At 44.1% G+C, this 20063-nt stretch carries 12 protein-coding genes; 9 read left to right on the top strand and 3 right to left on the bottom strand.

Features of this window, described 5'->3' with window-relative positions; translation table 11 throughout:
• Nucleotides 1-97: 97 nt before the first annotated feature.
• The 7 genes from M2R47_RS03965 to M2R47_RS03935 all read left to right on the top strand — a co-directional run bounded on the left by M2R47_RS03965 (nt 98) and on the right by M2R47_RS03935 (nt 10772).
• Nucleotides 98-787: an SIMPL domain-containing protein gene (locus M2R47_RS03965; protein WP_249099288.1), complete on the top strand. Its 690-nt coding sequence runs from the start codon at nt 98-100 to the stop codon at nt 785-787.
• A gap of 146 nt (nt 788-933) precedes the next feature.
• The gene (locus M2R47_RS03960; RefSeq protein ID WP_407068922.1) at nt 934-2031 is read left to right on the top strand and encodes a L,D-transpeptidase family protein; all 1098 of its coding nucleotides are present in this window, start codon (nt 934-936) and stop codon (nt 2029-2031) included.
• 236 nt (nt 2032-2267) lie between these two features.
• On the top strand, nt 2268-5849 hold the full coding sequence (gene putA / locus M2R47_RS03955) for a bifunctional proline dehydrogenase/L-glutamate gamma-semialdehyde dehydrogenase PutA (protein ID WP_249099285.1): 3582 nt from the start codon (nt 2268-2270) through the stop codon (nt 5847-5849).
• Between the two features lie 381 nt (nt 5850-6230).
• A complete protein-coding gene (nrdA, locus tag M2R47_RS03950; protein ID WP_249099282.1) occupies nt 6231-8507 on the top strand; it encodes a class 1a ribonucleoside-diphosphate reductase subunit alpha in 2277 nt (758 codons plus the stop codon).
• A gap of 97 nt (nt 8508-8604) precedes the next feature.
• Complete coding sequence (locus M2R47_RS03945; RefSeq protein WP_249099278.1) at nt 8605-8937, top strand: YbaB/EbfC family nucleoid-associated protein; 333 nt, start codon at nt 8605-8607, stop codon at nt 8935-8937.
• Nucleotides 8938-8947: 10 nt separating this feature from the next.
• A complete protein-coding gene (gene recR, locus M2R47_RS03940; protein WP_249099275.1) occupies nt 8948-9541 on the top strand; it encodes a recombination mediator RecR in 594 nt (197 codons plus the stop codon).
• A 1-nt stretch (nt 9542) separates the two neighbouring features.
• Complete coding sequence (locus M2R47_RS03935) at nt 9543-10772, top strand: ribonuclease D (RefSeq protein WP_249099272.1); 1230 nt, start codon at nt 9543-9545, stop codon at nt 10770-10772.
• A gap of 83 nt (nt 10773-10855) precedes the next feature.
• Here the strand turns inward: M2R47_RS03935 and M2R47_RS03930 are convergent, their stop codons facing one another.
• The gene (locus M2R47_RS03930) at nt 10856-15193 is read right to left on the bottom strand and encodes an NAD-glutamate dehydrogenase (protein ID WP_249099269.1); all 4338 of its coding nucleotides are present in this window, start codon (nt 15191-15193) and stop codon (nt 10856-10858) included.
• Here M2R47_RS03930 and M2R47_RS09480 point away from each other — a divergent pair.
• Together M2R47_RS09480 and xseA are read left to right on the top strand one after the other, a co-directional pair.
• Nucleotides 15179-15301 (top strand): hypothetical protein, encoded by a 123-nt coding sequence (locus tag M2R47_RS09480; RefSeq protein WP_283162904.1) that lies wholly within the window; start codon nt 15179-15181, stop codon nt 15299-15301. The two genes, M2R47_RS03930 and M2R47_RS09480, sit on opposite strands and share 15 nt — an antisense overlap.
• Nucleotides 15302-15594: 293 nt before the next feature.
• The gene (xseA, locus tag M2R47_RS03925) at nt 15595-17058 is read left to right on the top strand and encodes an exodeoxyribonuclease VII large subunit (protein WP_249099266.1); all 1464 of its coding nucleotides are present in this window, start codon (nt 15595-15597) and stop codon (nt 17056-17058) included.
• 31 nt (nt 17059-17089) lie between these two features.
• Here the strand turns inward: xseA and M2R47_RS03920 are convergent, their stop codons facing one another.
• Both M2R47_RS03920 and gpmI read right to left on the bottom strand, forming a co-directional pair.
• Complete coding sequence (locus tag M2R47_RS03920; protein ID WP_249099263.1) at nt 17090-18469, bottom strand: S41 family peptidase; 1380 nt, start codon at nt 18467-18469, stop codon at nt 17090-17092.
• Nucleotides 18470-18471: 2 nt separating this feature from the next.
• Entirely contained in the window at nt 18472-20043 is a 1572-nt protein-coding gene (gene gpmI, locus M2R47_RS03915; RefSeq protein WP_249099260.1) for a 2,3-bisphosphoglycerate-independent phosphoglycerate mutase, read from the bottom strand.
• Between the last annotated feature and the right edge of the window lie 20 nt (nt 20044-20063).

Here is a 20063-nt window from a genome sequence, read left to right as displayed (position 1 = left end):
TTGATTAAAATGGTTTTCATTGATGATTAAGATGCTAAGAACGCATCAGAACGCACAAACCATCATATTTCAATTCGTTAACCACCAAGGAGTATTCATGCGTTTGGTTCAATTGACACCCATTTTAGCCGCTCTTACCTTAACGGTCGCACATGCCGAACAAAGTAGCTATAATCACATCAGTTTTGGCGTAAGTGCCAAGCAAGAAGTCGCCAATGACGAAATGCGTGCCAGTCTTAGCAAGACCGCCCAAGCAAAAACCGCCAAAGAAGTTGCCAACACACTCAACCGAAGCATCAATGACGCACTCATCATCGCCAAAAAGTACCCATCGGTTACCGTCAAAACCTCGCATCACAGCACCTATCCTAGATACAACCATAATGACATCATCACAGGTTTCACAGGGTCGGCATCTCTTGATATCAAAAGCCAAGATTTTGAGCAAGCCAGTCAGCTGATTGCTGATTTACAGGCAAAAATGACGCTTGATGACTTGTCATTTCATGTGTCGTCCAAGACAAGCGATGACATCAAAAAACAACTGACCTTAGATGCAGTCAAACGCTTTCAAGAAGAAGCTTTGACGATCAGTCAAGCTTTTGGTGCTAACGATTATAAAATCGTCTCTGTACAGCTTGGTCAAGACAACACCTTGCACGCCAGACCTTTGACCATGATGTCAATGACAAGGCAAGCTCGTGCAGACTTAGAATCACCCAATTTTGAAAGTGGCAAAAGCACCATCATCTACGATGCCAGCGGTACCATTGAACTCATTAAATGATGAACACATTCATCATTTAATGAGTTCAATCTTAATGCTTAATTTGAGCAATGAATACGACAGTTTATGCTTTTAAGGCATATCGAATTATGGTATGATGACCAGCTTTTACCAGCTTAATCAAACTTAATCAAATCGGCAATTTTATGGCACATCACAAAAAAATCATCAGCACAACATTACTATGGCTGTCTTTATGTTTTAGCAGCATGGCCTTGGCAAATGAACCGCACAATGACGCACAAAGCGATGGCGATATCATTGATGGCGAAGTGGTTCAAGATGGCAATGCGATTGATACCACCTCCATTCAAAGCATCGAACAAGGTGGTAAACGCACCACCACCGTCAATCTGTCTGATTACGCCAGAAAAGTCAATACCGCCACTTGGTCGCCAGACATGAAAGTCAATACCGCCATGACGGTAAAAATGCAGGTATTGCTTGATTGGAATCATGCCAGCCCAGGTCCAATTGATGGCGGATGGGGCATGAATAGCAAAAAAGCGTTGATTAATTTTCAAACAATGCACAACCTTGAAGCCACAGGCAAGATGAATGAGGCAACATGGCTTGCACTGACTCAAAACATTGATGCCGATCAGCCAGTCTTAGTGTCTTATACCATCACCAAAGACGATGTCAAAGGTCCTTATAAAACATTGCCCAGCGATGCAGAATCTCGTTCAAAACTAAAAGCATTAAGTTATGAGAACATCCAAGAGATGCTTGGCGAACGCTTTCACATGGATGTCAAATATCTCAAAAAACTTAATGCCAACAAACGCTTTATTGAAGGAGAGACCATCACTGTCATCAATACTGGCAAGCCAGCATCCAAGCGTGTTACTCGTGTGATTGCTGATCGCAGCACCAACATACTGTATGCTTATGATGGCAATCAACTGGTCGCTACTTATCCAATCACTGTCGGCAGTTCAGCAACCTCTACGCCTGGCGGCACATTTAAGATCATCAATAAAGTTAAAATGCCGCATTATAAGGCCACTGTCAATCGAGACAGCCCAACCAATAAAAAGCATTTCATCTTACCTCCAGGTCCTAACAGCCCTGTCGGTGTTGTTTGGATGGGTCTGAATAAGCCCAGCTACGGCATTCATGGCTCGCCAATTCCAGAGGGCATCAGTCGCCAGTCTTCGCTTGGCTGCATTCGCTTGACCAACTGGGATGTCTTGGAACTTTATGCCAACATTCAAAATGGTGCTTCGGTTGAGATTCGTTAACCTTAATAACCAACCCATTCAAATGCGACCAAGGCTTAATGTCGGTCGCATTTTTTTATGCCCATCGATTGACACCATGATCAAAGCTTGGTTAATCACCAAAAAAAATTATGATGATGAAAAATCGGCTTGATATTTTTGATTGGGAATTTTTTTAAAGATGATGATATAATATCTCTTTAAAATAAACAAAATCACCACAAAAAAGATTCTTCATCTTTCTTAAAGGACGCATCATGTTTCACTTTACGCATTCCCAAAGCACGCTTCGTGACGCCATCACTTCAGCCTATCGCCTAGATGAACCCACCGCAGTAAAAACCCTTGTTAGCACCCTCGATTTTGATGCCACACAAAAGCAAGAGATTCGCACGCTTTCCCACCAACTCATCACTCAAGTACGCACCAACCGCAGCAAGTCGTCAGGCGTGGACGCACTCATGCAGGAGTTTTCTTTATCAAGTGAAGAAGGCGTGGCACTCATGTGTCTGGCTGAGTCATTATTACGCATTCCAGACATTGCCACACGCGATCAACTCATTCAAGACAAGCTGTCTGATGGCGACTGGAAAAGTCATGTCGGCAATAGCCCATCAATGTTTGTCAATGCTGCCGCTTGGGGCTTGGTATTAACTGGCAAACTCACCCAACCGACCTCAGATGGTTTAGGCTCTGCACTGACTCGCATCATTCAAAAAGGTGGTGCACCTTTCATTCGTGCTGGTGTTAATCATGCCATGAAAATCTTAGGTCAGCAGTTTGTTACAGGTCAGACCATCAAAGAAGCATTGGCTAACGGCAAAGAGCGTGAAAAGCTTGGCTATCGATTCAGCTTCGACATGCTTGGCGAGGCAGCGATGACCGAGGCGGATGCTGACCGTTATTATAATGACTATGTCACTGCCATTCACGCCATCGGCAAAGATGCACAAGGTCGTGGTGTGTACGATGGCAATGGGATTTCTGTCAAATTATCCGCCATTCATCCACGCTATGCACGAGCCCAGCACAAGCGAGTGATGACTGAGCTATTGCCACGCCTAAAAGCCTTGTTTGTACTTGCCAAAGAGTATGACATTGGTTTAAATATCGATGCCGAAGAAGCCAACCGTTTAGAGCTTTCATTGGATTTGATGGAAAAGCTGGTGTCCGACCCTGACTTGGCAGGCTTTAACGGCATTGGTTTTGTGGTGCAAGCCTACCAAAAACGCTGCCCTTATGTCATCGATTACTTAATTGACTTAGCTCGCCGCCATCATCAAAAATTGATGATTCGCTTGGTGAAAGGAGCCTATTGGGACAGTGAAATCAAATGGGCTCAAGTTGATGGCATGAATGATTACCCTGTCTATACAAGAAAGGTTCATACCGATGTGTCTTATTTGGCGTGTGCCAAAAAGCTACTTGCCGCCCAAGATGCCATTTTTCCACAGTTTGCCACCCATAACGCCCAAAGTCTTGCCACCATCTACCAGATGGGCAAGGGCAAAGACTTTGAATTTCAGTGTTTGCATGGCATGGGTGAGACCCTATATGACCAAGTGGTTGGCGAAAAAAACCTAGATCGTCGTGTGCGTATCTACGCACCTGTTGGAACGCACAAAACACTGCTTGCTTACTTGGTTCGCCGCTTGCTAGAAAACGGTGCCAATTCATCATTCGTCAATCGAATCGTTGATGAAAAAGTCAGCATTGATGAGCTGACCACATCGCCACTAGATGAAATAGATATTCATCACATCACCACCAATCCACTCACACCAAAGCCACGCCACATCTATGGCGAACGCAAAAATTCCTATGGCATGGACCTATCAAACGAGCATGTATTGACCACTCTTGAAGCCAATATGAACGCCGCCACTCAAATTGATTTTAACATCAAATCCCTAACCAGCATCAGTGTTCAGCATCAAGCCCCCCATGTTATTAACAATCCTGCCAATCACAATGACATCGTCGGTCAAGTATCATTCATCAATCTCAACAGCATCCATGAGGTCATCACTGCCGCAATCAATGCACAAAGTGGCTGGCAGGCGACCCCACCAGCTCAAAGAGCTACCATACTACGCCATTTTGCTGATTTGATGGAAAACCCAACTCGCATGGCATTACTGATGATGATCGCTGTACGAGAGGCTGGCAAAACTCTGCCAAACGCCATTGCTGAAGTCAGGGAGGCGGTGGATTTTTGTCGTTACTATGCAGATGAAATCGAACGACTGAATCTTAATAGCCCCATTGGTACAATGGTGGCCATCAGTCCTTGGAATTTTCCATTGGCGATTTTTGTCGGTGAGGTGGTGTCAGCCTTGGCGGCAGGTAATACAGTTGTTGCCAAGCCTGCCGAACAAACATCTCTGATTGCCCATCTGGCAGTCAGCTGGCTTCATGAAGCTGGCGTGCCACAAGACGCTTTACAACTGGTGCTGGGTTCAGGCGATGTTGGTGCTGCTTTGACCAATGATGATCGTATCGGTGGCGTAATTTTTACAGGATCAACCGATGTCGCCAAACGCATCAATGGCATTTTGGCAAAGCGTACAGACAACCCTGTACTTATCGCTGAAACTGGCGGTATGAATGCGATGATTGTCGATTCTACCGCCCTACCAGAACAGGTGTGTGCTGATGTGTTGGCATCTGCGTTTGATTCGGCAGGTCAGCGTTGCTCAGCATTGCGTATTTTATGCGTCCAAGAAGACATTGCAGATCATATGATTGAGATGATTAAAGGTGCCATGGATGAATTGGTGGTGGATAACCCTACTTGTCTTTCTACCGATGTCGGTCCTGTCATTGATGCTGAAGCGCAAGACAATCTGCTTCATCACATCAACACCCTAAAACAAACCTCACCTTTTCATGAAGTGAAAATTCGCTCAAAAGATCAGGGAACTTTTGTCGCACCCATCATGTTCGAACTACAAAACTTAGCACAACTTAAAAAAGAAGTGTTCGGTCCTGTATTACATGTCGTGCGTTTTGCAAAACATGAACTGCATGATTTGATTGACAGCATCAATAAAAAAGGTTTCGCCTTAACGCATGGCATTCACAGTCGAATCGATGCTGCGATTGATGACATCAGCAGCCGCATTGAAGCAGGCAATATCTATATCAATCGCAATATCGTCGGTGCGGTCGTGGGGGTGCAGCCGTTTGGTGGTCATGGCATGAGTGGCACAGGCCCCAAGGCTGGCGGTCCATTTTATTTACAGCGATTAAGCCGCTTGGATTCTTGGCACATTCCCACAGTTGACCAGCTTGGACATGCCGACGACACTCTATTAGACCAAGTCATCATGGCCATCAGACAAATCGGCATCACAGACAATCAAAGCCAGCAGTTAAACCACATCGCCAATCAGTCTAAGACAAATTGCCTAAACGGTGCATCCCTCACGCTGCCAGGCCCTACTGGCGAACGCAACACTCTATCATGGCAATCCCCTGATGCAGTTGCCATTTATGGAGGCAATCTCATCAACTCGCTCAACGCCTTGGTGGCACTATCTGCCAATGGCATTCGCATGGTCATCACACCAACCCATGTGCTGGCGGAGCATAGCGAGCGTTTTGGCGATGCCCTCATCGTCATGGAACAAACAGGAGTTGACAACTGCCACACCGTCATCTGCCTTGAGCCAATGCCGACAGATGAACAAGTGCGTTTGGCAGGTTTAGACGGGCCAATTCGCCGTGTGATTGATGCGACACACACCTTAGACATCGCTCGCTTATATCATGAAATCAGTCAAAGCCACAATACCACCGCTGCAGGTGGTAATGCCAGCTTGATGGCAAGCGTCTGATGATTTCACCTTGCCAAAGTACGCACTTAACTGAGTGCGTACTTTTTTATACCAAAAAATCACAGACCATTCAGTCAAAAAAAAATTAAAAAAAGGTATTGACAACCCCACCCCCCTTATCTGTCATAGCCTCCATAAATTACCAAAAACTCATTCATAAAATCACCAAAAAAACAAGCTAGTTTTTTCAAAATTTTTAGGATATATTGTGCTGTCTTTGGAGAATTCGTCTAGATATGGTAATAAAAACCATCAAGTTAAATTCTCCCATATTGGTGCTTTTGACCATTCAAAAAACATGATTTTTACCCATATTGGCACACATTCATCAAAAAGTGGCATCATTCTTTTAATTGATTCATCATACGGAAAACTGCGTTCATGGTACACATCGACAAAATCCAAGTGACAAAACGAAATGGCAAATCGGAACCGATTGATCTAGAAAAAATCCACAAGGTGATTAATTGGGCAGCTGAAGGCTTGACCAATGTCTCCGTATCCCAAGTAGAACTCAAATCACACATTCAATTTTACGATGGAATTGCCACCTGCGACATCCATGAAACCATCATCAAAGCAGCAGCCGATCTCATTTCTACTGATACGCCTGATTATCAATATCTGGCAGCACGATTGGCAATTTTTCATTTGCGTAAAATCGCCTATGGCACTTTTGAACCGCCCCATCTGTACGATCATGTCGTCAAGCTCACCGCACAAGGCAAGTATGACAAACACATTTTGGAGGATTATTCCAAAGAAGAATTTGAAGTGCTTAACAACCACATAGATCACCATCGAGACATGAACCTGGCGTACGCCGCCGTTGAGCAAATGATGGGTAAATATCTTGTGCAAGACCGTGTGACTAAGCAAGTCTATGAAAGCCCACAGTTTTTGTATGTTCTTGTTGGCATGTGTCTGTTTGCAGGCTATGACCGATCCGAAAGACTGGATTATGTGAAGCGTTTTTATGATGCCACTTCTAATTTCTACATTTCACTACCAACCCCCATCATGGCAGGCGTACGCACACCCACTCGCCAATTCAGCTCATGCGTACTGATAGAGTGTGATGATAATTTAGACAGCATCAACGCCACCACTTCTGCCATCGTTCGCTATGTATCACAGCGTGCAGGTATCGGCATCAATGCAGGGGCAATCCGTGCGTTAGGCTCACCAATTCGTGGTGGTGAAGCTCAACACACAGGTTGCATTCCATTTTTTAAGATGTTTCAAGCGGCGGTCAAATCCTGCTCTCAAGGTGGTGTGCGTGGTGGTGCAGCAACCTTGTTTTATCCAATGTGGCATTTAGAAATCGAAAATCTTCTGGTGTTAAAAAATAATCGTGGCGTCGAAGATAATCGTGTTCGACACATGGATTATGGGGTTCAAATTAATAAAACCCTATATACCCGCCTGATCCAAAACAAAGAAATCACGCTATTTTCACCATCAGATGTTCCTGGATTGTATGAGGCATTTTTTGCTGACCAAGCCGAGTTTGAACGCCTATACAGTCAGTATGAAGCTGATAAAACCATCAGAAAACATCGCATCTCTGCCAGAGAGTTGTTTAGCATCATGCTCCAAGAGCGTGCCAGCACAGGTCGTATTTACATACAAAATGTTGATCACTGCAACACACACAGTCCGTTTGATCCAAGCGTTGCACCAATTCGCCAGTCGAATTTGTGCATGGAAATCGCCTTACCAACCAAACCACTTAACAACATTAACGATGAAAACGGTGAAATTGCACTTTGCACCCTATCAGCCATTAATTTAGGCAAAATCAACAACTTAACCGATATTGAAGAGCCTGCTGAACTCATCGTACGCGCTTTAGATGCCCTGCTTGATTATCAAGACTATCCAGTCGCTGCTGCCAAAAAAGGCAGTTTGAATCGCCGTACTTTGGGCGTAGGCGTGATTAACTTTGCTTATTATTTGGCAAAAAATGGTACTCGCTATTCAGACAATGCCGCATTGGGCTTGACACACCGAACTTTTGAGGCATTACAATATTATTTATTAAAAGCATCGAATAAGCTTGCCAAAGAACAGGGGGCCTGCCCTTGGTTTGACCAAACCACTTATAGCCAAGGCATCTTACCGATCGACACTTACAAATCAGACTTAGATACGATTTGTCAGGAGCCTTTGCATTACGACTGGGAAGTGTTGCGTAACGAAATTAAAACACACGGGCTTAGAAATTCAACACTGACCGCACTCATGCCATCAGAAACCAGCTCACAAATCGCCAATGCCACCAATGGCATTGAACCGCCCCGAGGTTTGGTGTCCATCAAGCAATCCAAAGACGGCATTTTAAAACAGGTCGTCCCTGAAATCGAACGCCTGGCTTATCATTATGAGTTACTGTGGCAAATCCCAAATAACGAAGGATATCTCAGACTGGTCGGCATCATGCAAAAATTCATTGACCAAAGCATTTCTGCCAATACCAACTATGACCCTGCTAAATTTGACGGCGGAAAGGTGCCGATGAAAGTTCTGATCCAAGACCTACTCACCGCCTATAAGTTTGGTGTTAAGACCTTGTATTATCACAATACTCGTGATGGTGCAGATGACAGTCAAAGCGACATGGATGATGGCTGTGCTGGTGGTGCGTGTAAGCTATGATATGAAGCTGATTGGCAAGTTCGCCACTTAGATTTTTTTAGCCAATAAATATGTGTTATAATATTTTCATCATTCATTAAATACTTAGGAACATCTCATGAATATTCAAGCACTCATGCAGCAAGCCCAAGCGATGCAACAGCAAGTCGAAAAGAATGTTGAAGCTGCCAAAGCAAGCCTTGCCAAGAAAGAAGTGCATGGCGAGGCGGGGAATGGATTGGTTAAAGTAACCATGACAGGTCGCCATGTCATCAAGCGTTTAAGCATTGATCCAAGCTTGATGGATGATGAACCTGATATGATTGAAGACTTGGTGGCTGCTGCTGTCAATGATGCGGTGCGTCAAGCTGACGAACTGCACGAAGAGGTTATGGCTGGTGCCACCACAGGCATGGGTCTGCCAAAAAGCATGCAAGGTCTGTTTGGCTAAGCGATCTGCCGTGCTAACCCCCAATTTTGAACATTTGGTCAAAGAGTTGCAACATTTGCCTGGCGTTGGACAAAAAACCGCCCAACGCATGGCGTTGCAATTACTTGCTAAAAAACGCCCACAAGGAATCAGTCTTGCCCAAGCACTTGATACCGCCATGCGCGATATCATTGAATGCCGATATTGCCATTCATTCAGTGATGATGATGTCTGCCCTATCTGTACTGATTCTCGTCGTGATGAAAGCATATTGTGCGTGGTTGAAAGTGCGTCTGATGTGATGGCTATTGAACAAAGTGGTGCTTACCGTGGCAGATATTTTGTTTTAGGGGGGCACTTATCTCCCATTGATGGCATCGGTGCAGACGATTTGAATATTGATGAATTGATTTTCCGACTAAAAAACGAACCAATTCAAGAACTGATTTTGGCCACAGGGGCTACCATTGAAGGACAGACGACCGCTTTTTTTATCAATGATGTCGCCAGACCTCATGTCAAGAAGATTACCAGACTGGCTCAAGGCATTCCCATTGGTGGTGAGCTTGAATATGTTGACAGTCTGACTCTACACCAAGCTTTACAAAACCGCGCTTTTATTTGATATGACTGATTTGACCGCCAGCAACGAACAATTTGGTTTTTTTCGTGCCCATGATATCGATTGTCTCACCTTAGATGATTTGCCCACCTTATGGGTACATACCGAAGATGAGCTGTACGCACTCATTGATGAGATCGATTCTATTGATATTGTTGCACTAGACACCGAATTCATCAGACGCTCCACCTATCATCCCATCTTAGCACTTTTGCAAATCAATACTGGACAGGCCATTTATTTGGTCGATGCTCCCACATTGGATCTGACCGATTTATGGCAGGCACTCATTGAGGTGCCGATGATGGTTTGGTATGCGTGCGGTGAGGATTTGGGTATTTTTTATTCGCTTGCCAAAAATACCCCCTTGACCAATGTTTTTGATGTGCAAATTGGCGTGGCATACTTGACTGGCAGAACACAGATGGGATACAGCCAAGCGGTGAGCGAAATCTTAGGTGTTAAGCTCGACAAAGGTGAAAGCAAATCCGACTGGTTAAACAGACCACTAAGCCCAGAACAAGAAATCTACGCCGCCAATGATGTGCGTTACTTACTCACTCTTTACAAAGCGGTCAAAAGCAAGCTGGAAGAAAAAAACACACTTCATCATGCTCATGAAGACAGCAATATCTATGCTAAAGAGCTGCATGACATTACCAACATCAGCGATGACGCTTTATATTTGGAGTTTTATACTCCTGAGTACAACAGACTACAAATAGGCGTATTAAAAGAGCTGGTCATGTGGCGAGAAGTATTAGCACGAGCAATCAATGAACCCAGAACTTTCATCATTAACAAGCAAGCGATGCGTGAAATCATCGAAATACTGCCTGACAGCATCAAACTCTTAGCAAGAACCACCATCAATCGTGGCTCATTGCGTAAGTATGGTGATGAAATCATACGCATCATTCGCATGGTCAAATCCCAACCACAGGAAAAACTACCACCCTTGCCACCACCAATCTACCGAAGCAAGGAAAAGCCCTTTAAAAATGCATTAGATCAAGCCATCAGTGCTTATGGTCAATCAACCAACATTCCAGAGAATCTGCTGTTAAAAGGTCGATGGATTAATGACTTGCTGATCATGGTCGCTCAGGACATACCTGATGATGAGTTGCCATTTGGACTGCAAGGCTACCGTAAAGCTTGGGTGATAGATACTCTATTACCTATTCTAAGACAATACAAACCACAAATCCTAGCTGGATTAAACTTAGAATAAAATGAGACAATAGACATTCTACAAAACACACTCAATAAAAACACCCCAAATTCTCATATTGGGGTGTTTTTTATTGTGGTAAATCAACCAGCAAAGTTTAAGACTTGTATGGGCAGCTGAGCGAACATTTCTGCAGATGCAGTTGGCACACCTCGACTTTCAAGCATCTTGGCATAATCAGCATCAAAAGAAGTAGGCTGAATTGGCTGAGCGGTTAACTGTGCCACATCAATGACTTGATGCTTGGTAAGCAGCGATGTGATGGCCTGATGAATGGCTAGGCGAATATCAAGCTCAATATCCAGCTGGATTTCCGCACCAACTTTATTATCCAGCGATTCCAATTCTTGCCACAATCGTTGCACTCCAACAGCATCACGCACCACTGCATAAGCTCGTGCAATATCCTCAATGCTACGCTTTGTGGATTGATGAATGTCAAATACTGTCTCAATACCCAAGCGGTTTACCAGACCATTTGCCAGATAGGTACTGATGATCTCACGATGCAAGCGGTGCTTAATCATTTCATCAAAATACGGCACATCGAGTGCTTTTGGGAAATATTTTTTCAGTTCGTTTAAGAAATAAACATCATCTGTCAGCGTGCTTGTGAGTAATTCATCATACACCCACATTTTGCCATAGGCCAATAAAGTAGCCAACTCTGGGTTGGTCAATCCCATTTTTAATGCTTGGCGTTCTTTGAGTTGCTCATCACTTGGCAAATATTCAATCACTCTGTCCAGACGCTCTGCATTTTCCAAAAATCGCATGAAACTTTGATGTTCAGGCAGTTTTTGTACCGCTTGGCGTGCCGAAAGTTCGATGGCTTGTGGTTGTAGGTAGTTTTGGCGTAACACCAACTGTGCCACCTCGTCGGTCATGCTTTCAAGCAACACATTGCGTTGCTTGATTGTCATTTCATCTTGCTCAACCACCGCTCCGAGTAAAATTTTAATATTTACCTCATGGTCAGAGCAGTTCACGCCTGCCGAATTGTCAATGGCATCAGTATAGATACGCCCGCCATGCTTAGCATATTCAATACGACCCTGTTGGGTACAGCCTAAATTACCGCCTTCACCAACGACCTTGGCACGCACTTGCTTTGCATTGACACGAATGGCGTCATTAGCACGATCGCCAACATCCGCATGCTCTTCGTCAGAGGATTTAATATAAGTACCAATACCACCATTCCAAATAAGATCAACAGGTGATTGCAACAGTCGATGCAGCAGCTCATTAGGTGTTAATACATCTTCTTGAATGTCAAATGCCTCTTTCATCTGTGGTGTGATGTGAATGGATTTATCAGTACGATTAAAAACGCCACCGCCCTCGCTAATGAGTGATGCGTCATAATCAGTCCACATAGAACGAGGCAAATGGAATAAACGCTTACGCTCAGCAAAAGAAATTTTCGCATCTGGATTTGGGTCGATAAAAATGTGCAGATGGTTAAAGGCAGCCTGCAAACGGATATTCTTGGACAATAGCATGCCATTACCAAAAACATCACCAGACATATCACCAATACCAATGACGGTGATTTCATCACGCTGCTGTATGTCTTTATTCATCAAGCGAAAATGACGCTTAACACTCTCCCATGCACCACGAGCAGTGATGCCCATGCCTTTATGATCATACCCTGCCGAACCTCCAGAAGCAAACGCATCTTGTAACCAAAAGCCGTATTCAATTGACAGCTGGTTAGCGATATCTGAAAAAGTTGCCGTACCTTTATCGGCTGCCACCACCAAATAAGGGTCATCTTCATCATGGCGTACGGTGTTGGTGGGTGGCACAACCTCACCATTAACTAGATTGTCTGTCAAATCAAGCAAGCCACGAATGAAGGTTTTGTAGCAGGCCACGCCTTCAGCCTGCCAGCTTTCACGACTTGTTGCCTTGGTGCGATCTTTACATACAAAGCCACCTTTTGAACCAACAGGGACAATGATGGCATTTTTAACCATCTGTGCCTTAACAAGCCCCAACACCTCTGTGCGGTAATCTTCCATGCGATCAGACCATCTTAGTCCACCACGAGCCACTTTACCGCCACGCAAATGCACACCCTCCATTCTTGGTGAGTACACATAAATTTCAAACATTGGCTTAGGTTTCATCAAATGCGGAATTTGACTGGCAGCAAATTTGAAAGACACTCTGTCTTTACGACAACCCTGTTCATCAACTTGATAAAAATTGGTACGCAACATTGCTTCTATCAAGTCTAATAGCCAGCGGATGATCCGATCTTCATCCAGACTTTGTACATGAGCAAGCGTCTCATTGATGGCATTTTTAGCAGTCTCAATGGCAAAATCGCGTTCAATGACACTAGGCGACATCTTAGCGTGAAACAATGCCACCAGTTGTTCACTAAGTACTGGATTTTTAACAAGCGTGGCATGAATATAATCATTGGAAAATGGTGCACAAGCTTGTACCATATAGCGTGATAACGCACGCAAAATCAATACATCATAAGCACCCAATCGCGTCGTCAAAATCAATTCATTAAGCTTGTCCGACTCAATATGACCCAGCCAAATCTCACGCAAGCTATCCTCAAATTGGCGACGCACCGCATCAAGATCAACACTGATACCATCACGCAATTTTAGCTTGTATTCTTGTATCCATGCGTGTTGAGCATTATCAAACTTGAAAGTCTGGGCATTTAACACCAGCACCCCAAAATTCTCTAGTATTGGCAACACATGCGATAAGATTGATGGTTCACCCTGCCCATAGAGTTTTAGGGTTAATCTGTCGCTGCCCTCACCCACAGGCTGATACAGTCGCCATGCCATTGGGCTATCGTCATTAACACCAAGCAGTCGCTTGGTATCTGCAACTGCCGTATTGGCGTCATAACGCTCTTTATAAGCGGTAGGAATGTGGTCGCCATAATCACGCATGATGCGATTAGCCTCCCCATCACCCAAATCCTCACTCAATGCTTTGGCGTAGTGATCTGACCAGTCTTGCATGAGTGAAGCAAGTTTATTTTCTAGGGCAGTGGTGTCCACCACATTGATCTTGCCTGGAGTGGTACGCACATGAATATGCACGCGTGCATGATGCAACTCATTAAATTCTGTCGTGAAGTTTGACGATTCACCACCATAGCTTTCAGTAAGGATTTTTTGGATCTTCATGCGTAGCTGAGTATCAAATTTATGGCGTGGAATGTACACCAAACACGACACAAAACGCTGGTAGTGATCGATGCGTGTGAACAGACGCAGACGGTTTTTGTCTTGTAATTGGCTGATGGCACTGACCATTGGGTACAGTTCATCAATACTGGCTTGAAACAGATCATCACGAGGCAGTGTATTGATGATGTGTGCCATCTTCAGATAACTGTGCCCATTTTTTGGCAGACCTGACATATCAAGGATTTCGTCCGATTTTTGACGCAATAGCGGAATGTCATTCACTCTTGTTTGATACGCTTGGGAGGTCAATAATCCTACAAAACGATACTCGCCCACCAACTGACCAGCATCATCATACTTATGAATGCCTAAAAAGTCCATGTATACAGGGCGGTGTACTGGAGATTCATGGCGAGATTTTGATAATAAAATCACACGCGGTAAGCTAAGCAGATGCTTTAACTGGCTAGGCAATCGATGAAAACTCTGCGACAAGGTATCCGTTGACGCCCCACGCAACACCCCAAGTCCACTACCACCCACCGAATAAAGCTCAGCTTCATCACCCAGCTTGTCAAAGCGATATTCACGAAATCCCATAAAGATGAAATGATCGCTACCAATCCAATCCAAAAATTCTAACACTTCTTGCTTAGAACTTGGTTCTGTCGGTATTGGCATGTTCACCATCTCATCACGAATGGCAGCCAGTTTGTTACGCATGAGTGTCCAATCAGAGACAATGATGTCAAGCGTCTGTATTTTCATGAGCAGTGCATCATGAATATTACTAAGCATCTTGTCGCTTTGACGAGTGATTTCACAATGCAACAAGGAGTATTGCTGTGCAATGTCATGACCACTTTCATCTGTCGCTGCAATATCAATGATGTTACCCTGCTCATCACGAGCCACTTTAACAATCACATTATGAATACGCTTGACTGACACACCCTGCTTTTCAAGACTCATCATGACTGTGTCGGTCAAGAATGGGCGGTCCAACACCGTCATCTGAACCACACTGCCCCTGCTAGAAAAGTAATGTTCATCACTGACAGGATTGATGACCGAAAGTCTGGGTGCTTGCCCATCATGATTTTTTAGTTGACTAAAATGATGCAATGCCATACCCGCCAACTCAACATCGCTAAGCTGATCTGCGATGCTATGGTGTAAGCAGTGGTAGTAACTGTGAATGAATTTCTTTAAAATCGTGGCATCTTCATGGCTTTTTTCCATGGCAATGCCGATGATGCTGGCAAGCGTTCGCCATCAATCGTCAAATGGGTCATATTTTTTCCTTATATTGGTTTTGTTTGCTTGATGGTTGGTGCTGTGGCGATCTAAGATGATTGAGAGACAACCATGCACCAATTAACGCATAAATTAACCGAACATGGAGGCAATTACAAATGGGAAATTTTTGTTGAATTATTATTAAAATTTATAAATACCATTTTTTTATATCAGTTTTATGATAAATAACCAATTTTCATCACAAATACCAGTGATGACACGCCAGCAAATCTCCAAAAAACCCATCCAAACTCAGATCATTTTAGGTTTTAGCACCAAGCCATCTATAATAAATATGCCAGCTATGGTATAGTAGCAATCATCACACATACCAAACATTATCCATGAATTTAAAAACCGAAACAATCATCACAATGCTTGAAAATCTACCAACATTTGGCGAGGATACCGAGCGACTACATGCCCAAATCCTAGCAGAGATGGATCAAAAAAATGATGAAAGTGAGTATGATGAATGGCAAGGTACACAACTTGCTTTAAGCGATTATCTGACAGCAGTCAAAATGGTCATTAATGATGCTTTTAATCATGAAGTTTGGGTGCGTGCCGAAGTGCGTGCCATGTCATCTAAAGGAGGGCATTATTATTTTGAGCTGGCAGAAAAAGATGATGGCGATCAAATCATTGCCAGCTGTCGTGGTACATTATGGCGACACAGAGCAAGCACTGTCTTATCAAAATTTCACAACACCACAGGTCAAGCATTACAAGCTGGTATCAGCATTCTGATTAAGGCATCAGCGAATTTTCACCCCCAATACGGATTTAGCATTAACATCAATGACATTGACCCTAATTACACCATCGGTCAGCTGGCCATCGCCTACCAAGCGATGCTGACACGCCTTTATGATGAAGGTTTGATACAGCTGAATAAATCCTTGCCAGCACCTTTTGACATTCGTCATGTGATTGTCATCTCTCCTGAGGGTGCTGCAGGATTGGGAGATTTTCGTCGTGAAGCGGACAGATTGGAATGGGCGGGAGCATGCCAATTTCATTACCATCATGCAACCTTTCAGGGCAATCATGCAGCCAATGAAATCAGAATCGCTTTAGTTCAAAGCATGGAACAATTTCATGCACGGTTTGGTCATTTGCCAGACTTAATGGTCATCATTCGTGGCGGTGGTTCGGCGGGAGATTTGGCATATCTTAACGATTTTGAATTGGCGGCACTCATCGCTGAACAAAACATTCCTGTTTGGGTAGGTATCGGGCATGAGCGTGATAAAGTACTGATTGATGAGGTGGCACACACACGCTTTGACACACCATCAAAAGTCATTGCAGCCATTGAACGGCAGCTGATTAACATCACTCAAGATGCCAAGCTCGCCATGCAACGCATTCACACATCAACATCTAGGCTGATTGAGCTTGCCAAAAAAGACACCCAAAGCCAAATGACCACCCTAAAAATCTTAGCCAATCATCAACTTGGTCATCAAAAAGATCTTACCAAACATTTGATGAATCAAAATAAAACACAGGCAATTGCCAAAGTGTCTCACGCTAAAATACATACAAAACAATTACTAAATAATCATAAAGTAATTACGGCAAGACTGGAACTGCTGCGTGAGCATTGTCAGCATTTACAATACCTCATCTTCATTCAGCACCCTGCCAAAACACTGGCTAAGGGCTATGCCCTCATTCATCAACATGGCAAGGTCATCTCCAAAAAATCACAGCTTGATGCTAATCAAGACATTCATATTGAGTTTTGTGATGGCACATTACCTGCCATTCCACGCCAAACCGACCATGCTGACGAACCATAAATTCACCACGCACAAAGCAACTACCACTGCGTCAAAAACCACCCACTGGCGAAAACTCAATGCCCTCGGTAAGCTTGTCTTTATCCATTAGCAATAAGGCTTGTTCCAGCCACCCATCAATCGGTGCTGTCTCATCTTGGGAAGAGTCTTTGGGGGTGATGAGTAAGACATCAGGCTTGACACCAACCTGATCAATCTCTTTGTTTTTTGCCGTCAGATAATAAGCAGTGGTCAGCTTGACTGCTTGATCATTACCAATTGGTATCACAGATTGAACAGAGCCTTTGCCATAGCTCGTCTCACCTACGATGACCGCCCTTTTTTGAGCTTGCAAGCTACTTGTCAGCACTTCCGCTGCCGACGCAGAATAACGATTTTGGATAATGATGAGTGGGATTTCATTGAGTAATGGCGACCCTGTGGTACGCATGACTCGCTTAACGCCCTCTTTGTCCTTGACTTGTGTTACTGTCTGATTACGCATGAATAAAGACGCCACATCAACCGCCGACTCCAACACACCTCCAGGATTATTGCGAACATCAATGATCATGCCTTTTATTGGTACGCCAGCACTGGCCACACCATTTAAAATCTGCTCACGAGTATTCGTCTGAAAAACTGGCAGTTTTATGATGATGATACCACCTTTGACCATCGCCTCGATGCTTGACTGCGTCTGATGCGTGCGTTCAAGTGTTTTGGTTTTTTTAGAACGACCCATTTTAGAAAAAGTAACATCAACTTTCGTTCCCAAAATACCGTTGAGCAGTTGAGCCACATCATTAGCACTTTGCTCAGTGGACAGACGCACATCACCGATTTGATGCAAATAATCCCCTACTGCTATGCCAGATTTTTGTGCAGGCGAGTCAGCAATTACTTGGCTAACCACCCAATGCCCAACTTTATCTTGCCAAACAGCACTCATGCCAACATCCGCCACTTTACCCACGGTGAATGATTGCAAATTGGCAAAATCCTTAGCATCTAAAAATTCAGCATGACCATCAAGCTTATGAAGCATGCCATTGATGGCGTCATAAAACAGCTCATCATCTGTCGTCTGTTCAGGATATTCTCGCCGAATCAAATCAATGACCGACACGAAAGTTTTTAGGGTGTTTGGAGAGATGGCATTAAGAGGCACTTTTCCTTGATGCAACCCATCTATGCCATACAGTTTATTAGGCTGAGTATCTAGCACATCAAGCGTTATGCCATGGTTGGATCGCAATTCATTTTTTACAGGCTTAACCAAGATTGTCTCATCACCCTCAAAAGATTTCACCGCTCTAACATCAGGATTCTGCGTGCCTGCCTGTGCTGAAAATGGGCTTAGCATCATCAGCAAAATCAAGGGCAAACTCATTGTCTTCATCATCACACCATCACTGTCATTACTTGCCAAACTTAGCACTCAATGAGCAGACTTTCACCCGTCATCTCACTTGGCTTTTCCATACCCATCAAATGCAATATGGTCGGTGCAACATCACACAGCCTGCCATGATGACGCACACGAACCGACCTATCGCCCACATAGATGAAAGGCACAAGCTCAGTTGTATGCTGAGTATGAACCTGACCACTTTGATAATCCTGCATTTGCTCACAGTTACCATGATCAGCGGTGATGAGCAAATGACCACCCATCTGACGCACACCATCAACGATGATACCAATGCACTCATCAACAGCTTCCACGGCTTTCACTGCCGCATCGAATACACCCGTATGACCCACCATATCGCCGTTAGCATAATTGATGATCAGTACATCATATTCACCAGACTCAATGGCCGCTTTTAGCCGATCTGTCACCTCATAAGCACTCATTTGGGGCTGCAAGTCATAAGTTTTCACATTGGGACTATTAACCAAAATACGCTTCTCACCCTCGTACAACTCCTCTCGCCCACCACTAAAAAAGAAAGTAACATGAGCATATTTTTCCGTTTCAGCAATACGCAATTGGGTTTTATGATTGTTTTGCAGATACTCACCCAATGTGTTTGTAAGACTGGTCGGATAATAAGCCACTGTCGTCTTAGCATTATTTTCCAGTTCGTCAGAGTATTTTGTCAGCATGACATAAGCGGATAGTTGTGGTGCAATGCGACGCTCAAAACCATCAAAGTCAGCATCTACAAACGCCGCAGAAATCTCTCTAGCGCGATCGGCACGAAAATTCATAAAAATGACTGCATCATTATCACAAATGACACCTTCGTCATCAATGATGGTCGCTTGAATGAATTCATCAGTTTCGCCTGCCTCATAGGCCAACTTCACCGCCTGAATCGCCGAACCAGCCTCACGCACCGCCTTAGCTTGAGTCATCAATTCATAAGCAGATTGTACACGCTCCCAGCGTTTATCCCTATCCATCGCAAAAAATCGCCCAATCATGCTGGCAATCAAAGCCTTGCCTTCAAACTCCTGATTCACTTTTTCTAAAAATTGTTCAAGGTCAGCCACATAGCTTTCTGCAGATTTTGGTGGCGTATCTCGCCCATCCATGAAAGCATGCACAAACACCTGTAAAGCACCCTGTTGCAATGCCAGACGCACACCTGCCTTGATGTGCTCAATATGTGCATGAACACCACCATCGGACAACAGACCTAAAATGTGCATCGCACCTTCTGCATCATTGGCAGCTTTGACGGCATCTATCAGCGTCTGATTATCAAAAAAATCACCCGTATTGATGTCGTTCATGATGCGAGTAGAGTCTTGAAATAAAATACGCCCCGCTCCCAAATTCATATGCCCAACTTCCGAATTGCCAAACTGACCATCAGGCAAGCCCACATCCATGCCAGAGCCTGAAATCAAACCATTAGGACAACTGGCCATCAAAGCATCCAGATTTGGGGTATTTGCTGCCAATACCGCATTATCTCTTGGGTCAGTACGATGCCCAACTCCATCTAAAATCATCAGCACATGTGGAATTTTTTTTGTTTCTGTCGCTGTCATTATGGCCTCCAAGATTTTAC

The organism is Moraxella oculi (assembly GCF_023336735.1).
Lineage (GTDB): Bacteria > Pseudomonadota > Gammaproteobacteria > Pseudomonadales > Moraxellaceae > Moraxella > Moraxella oculi.
This window is presented reverse-complemented; position numbering and strand designations above follow the sequence as displayed.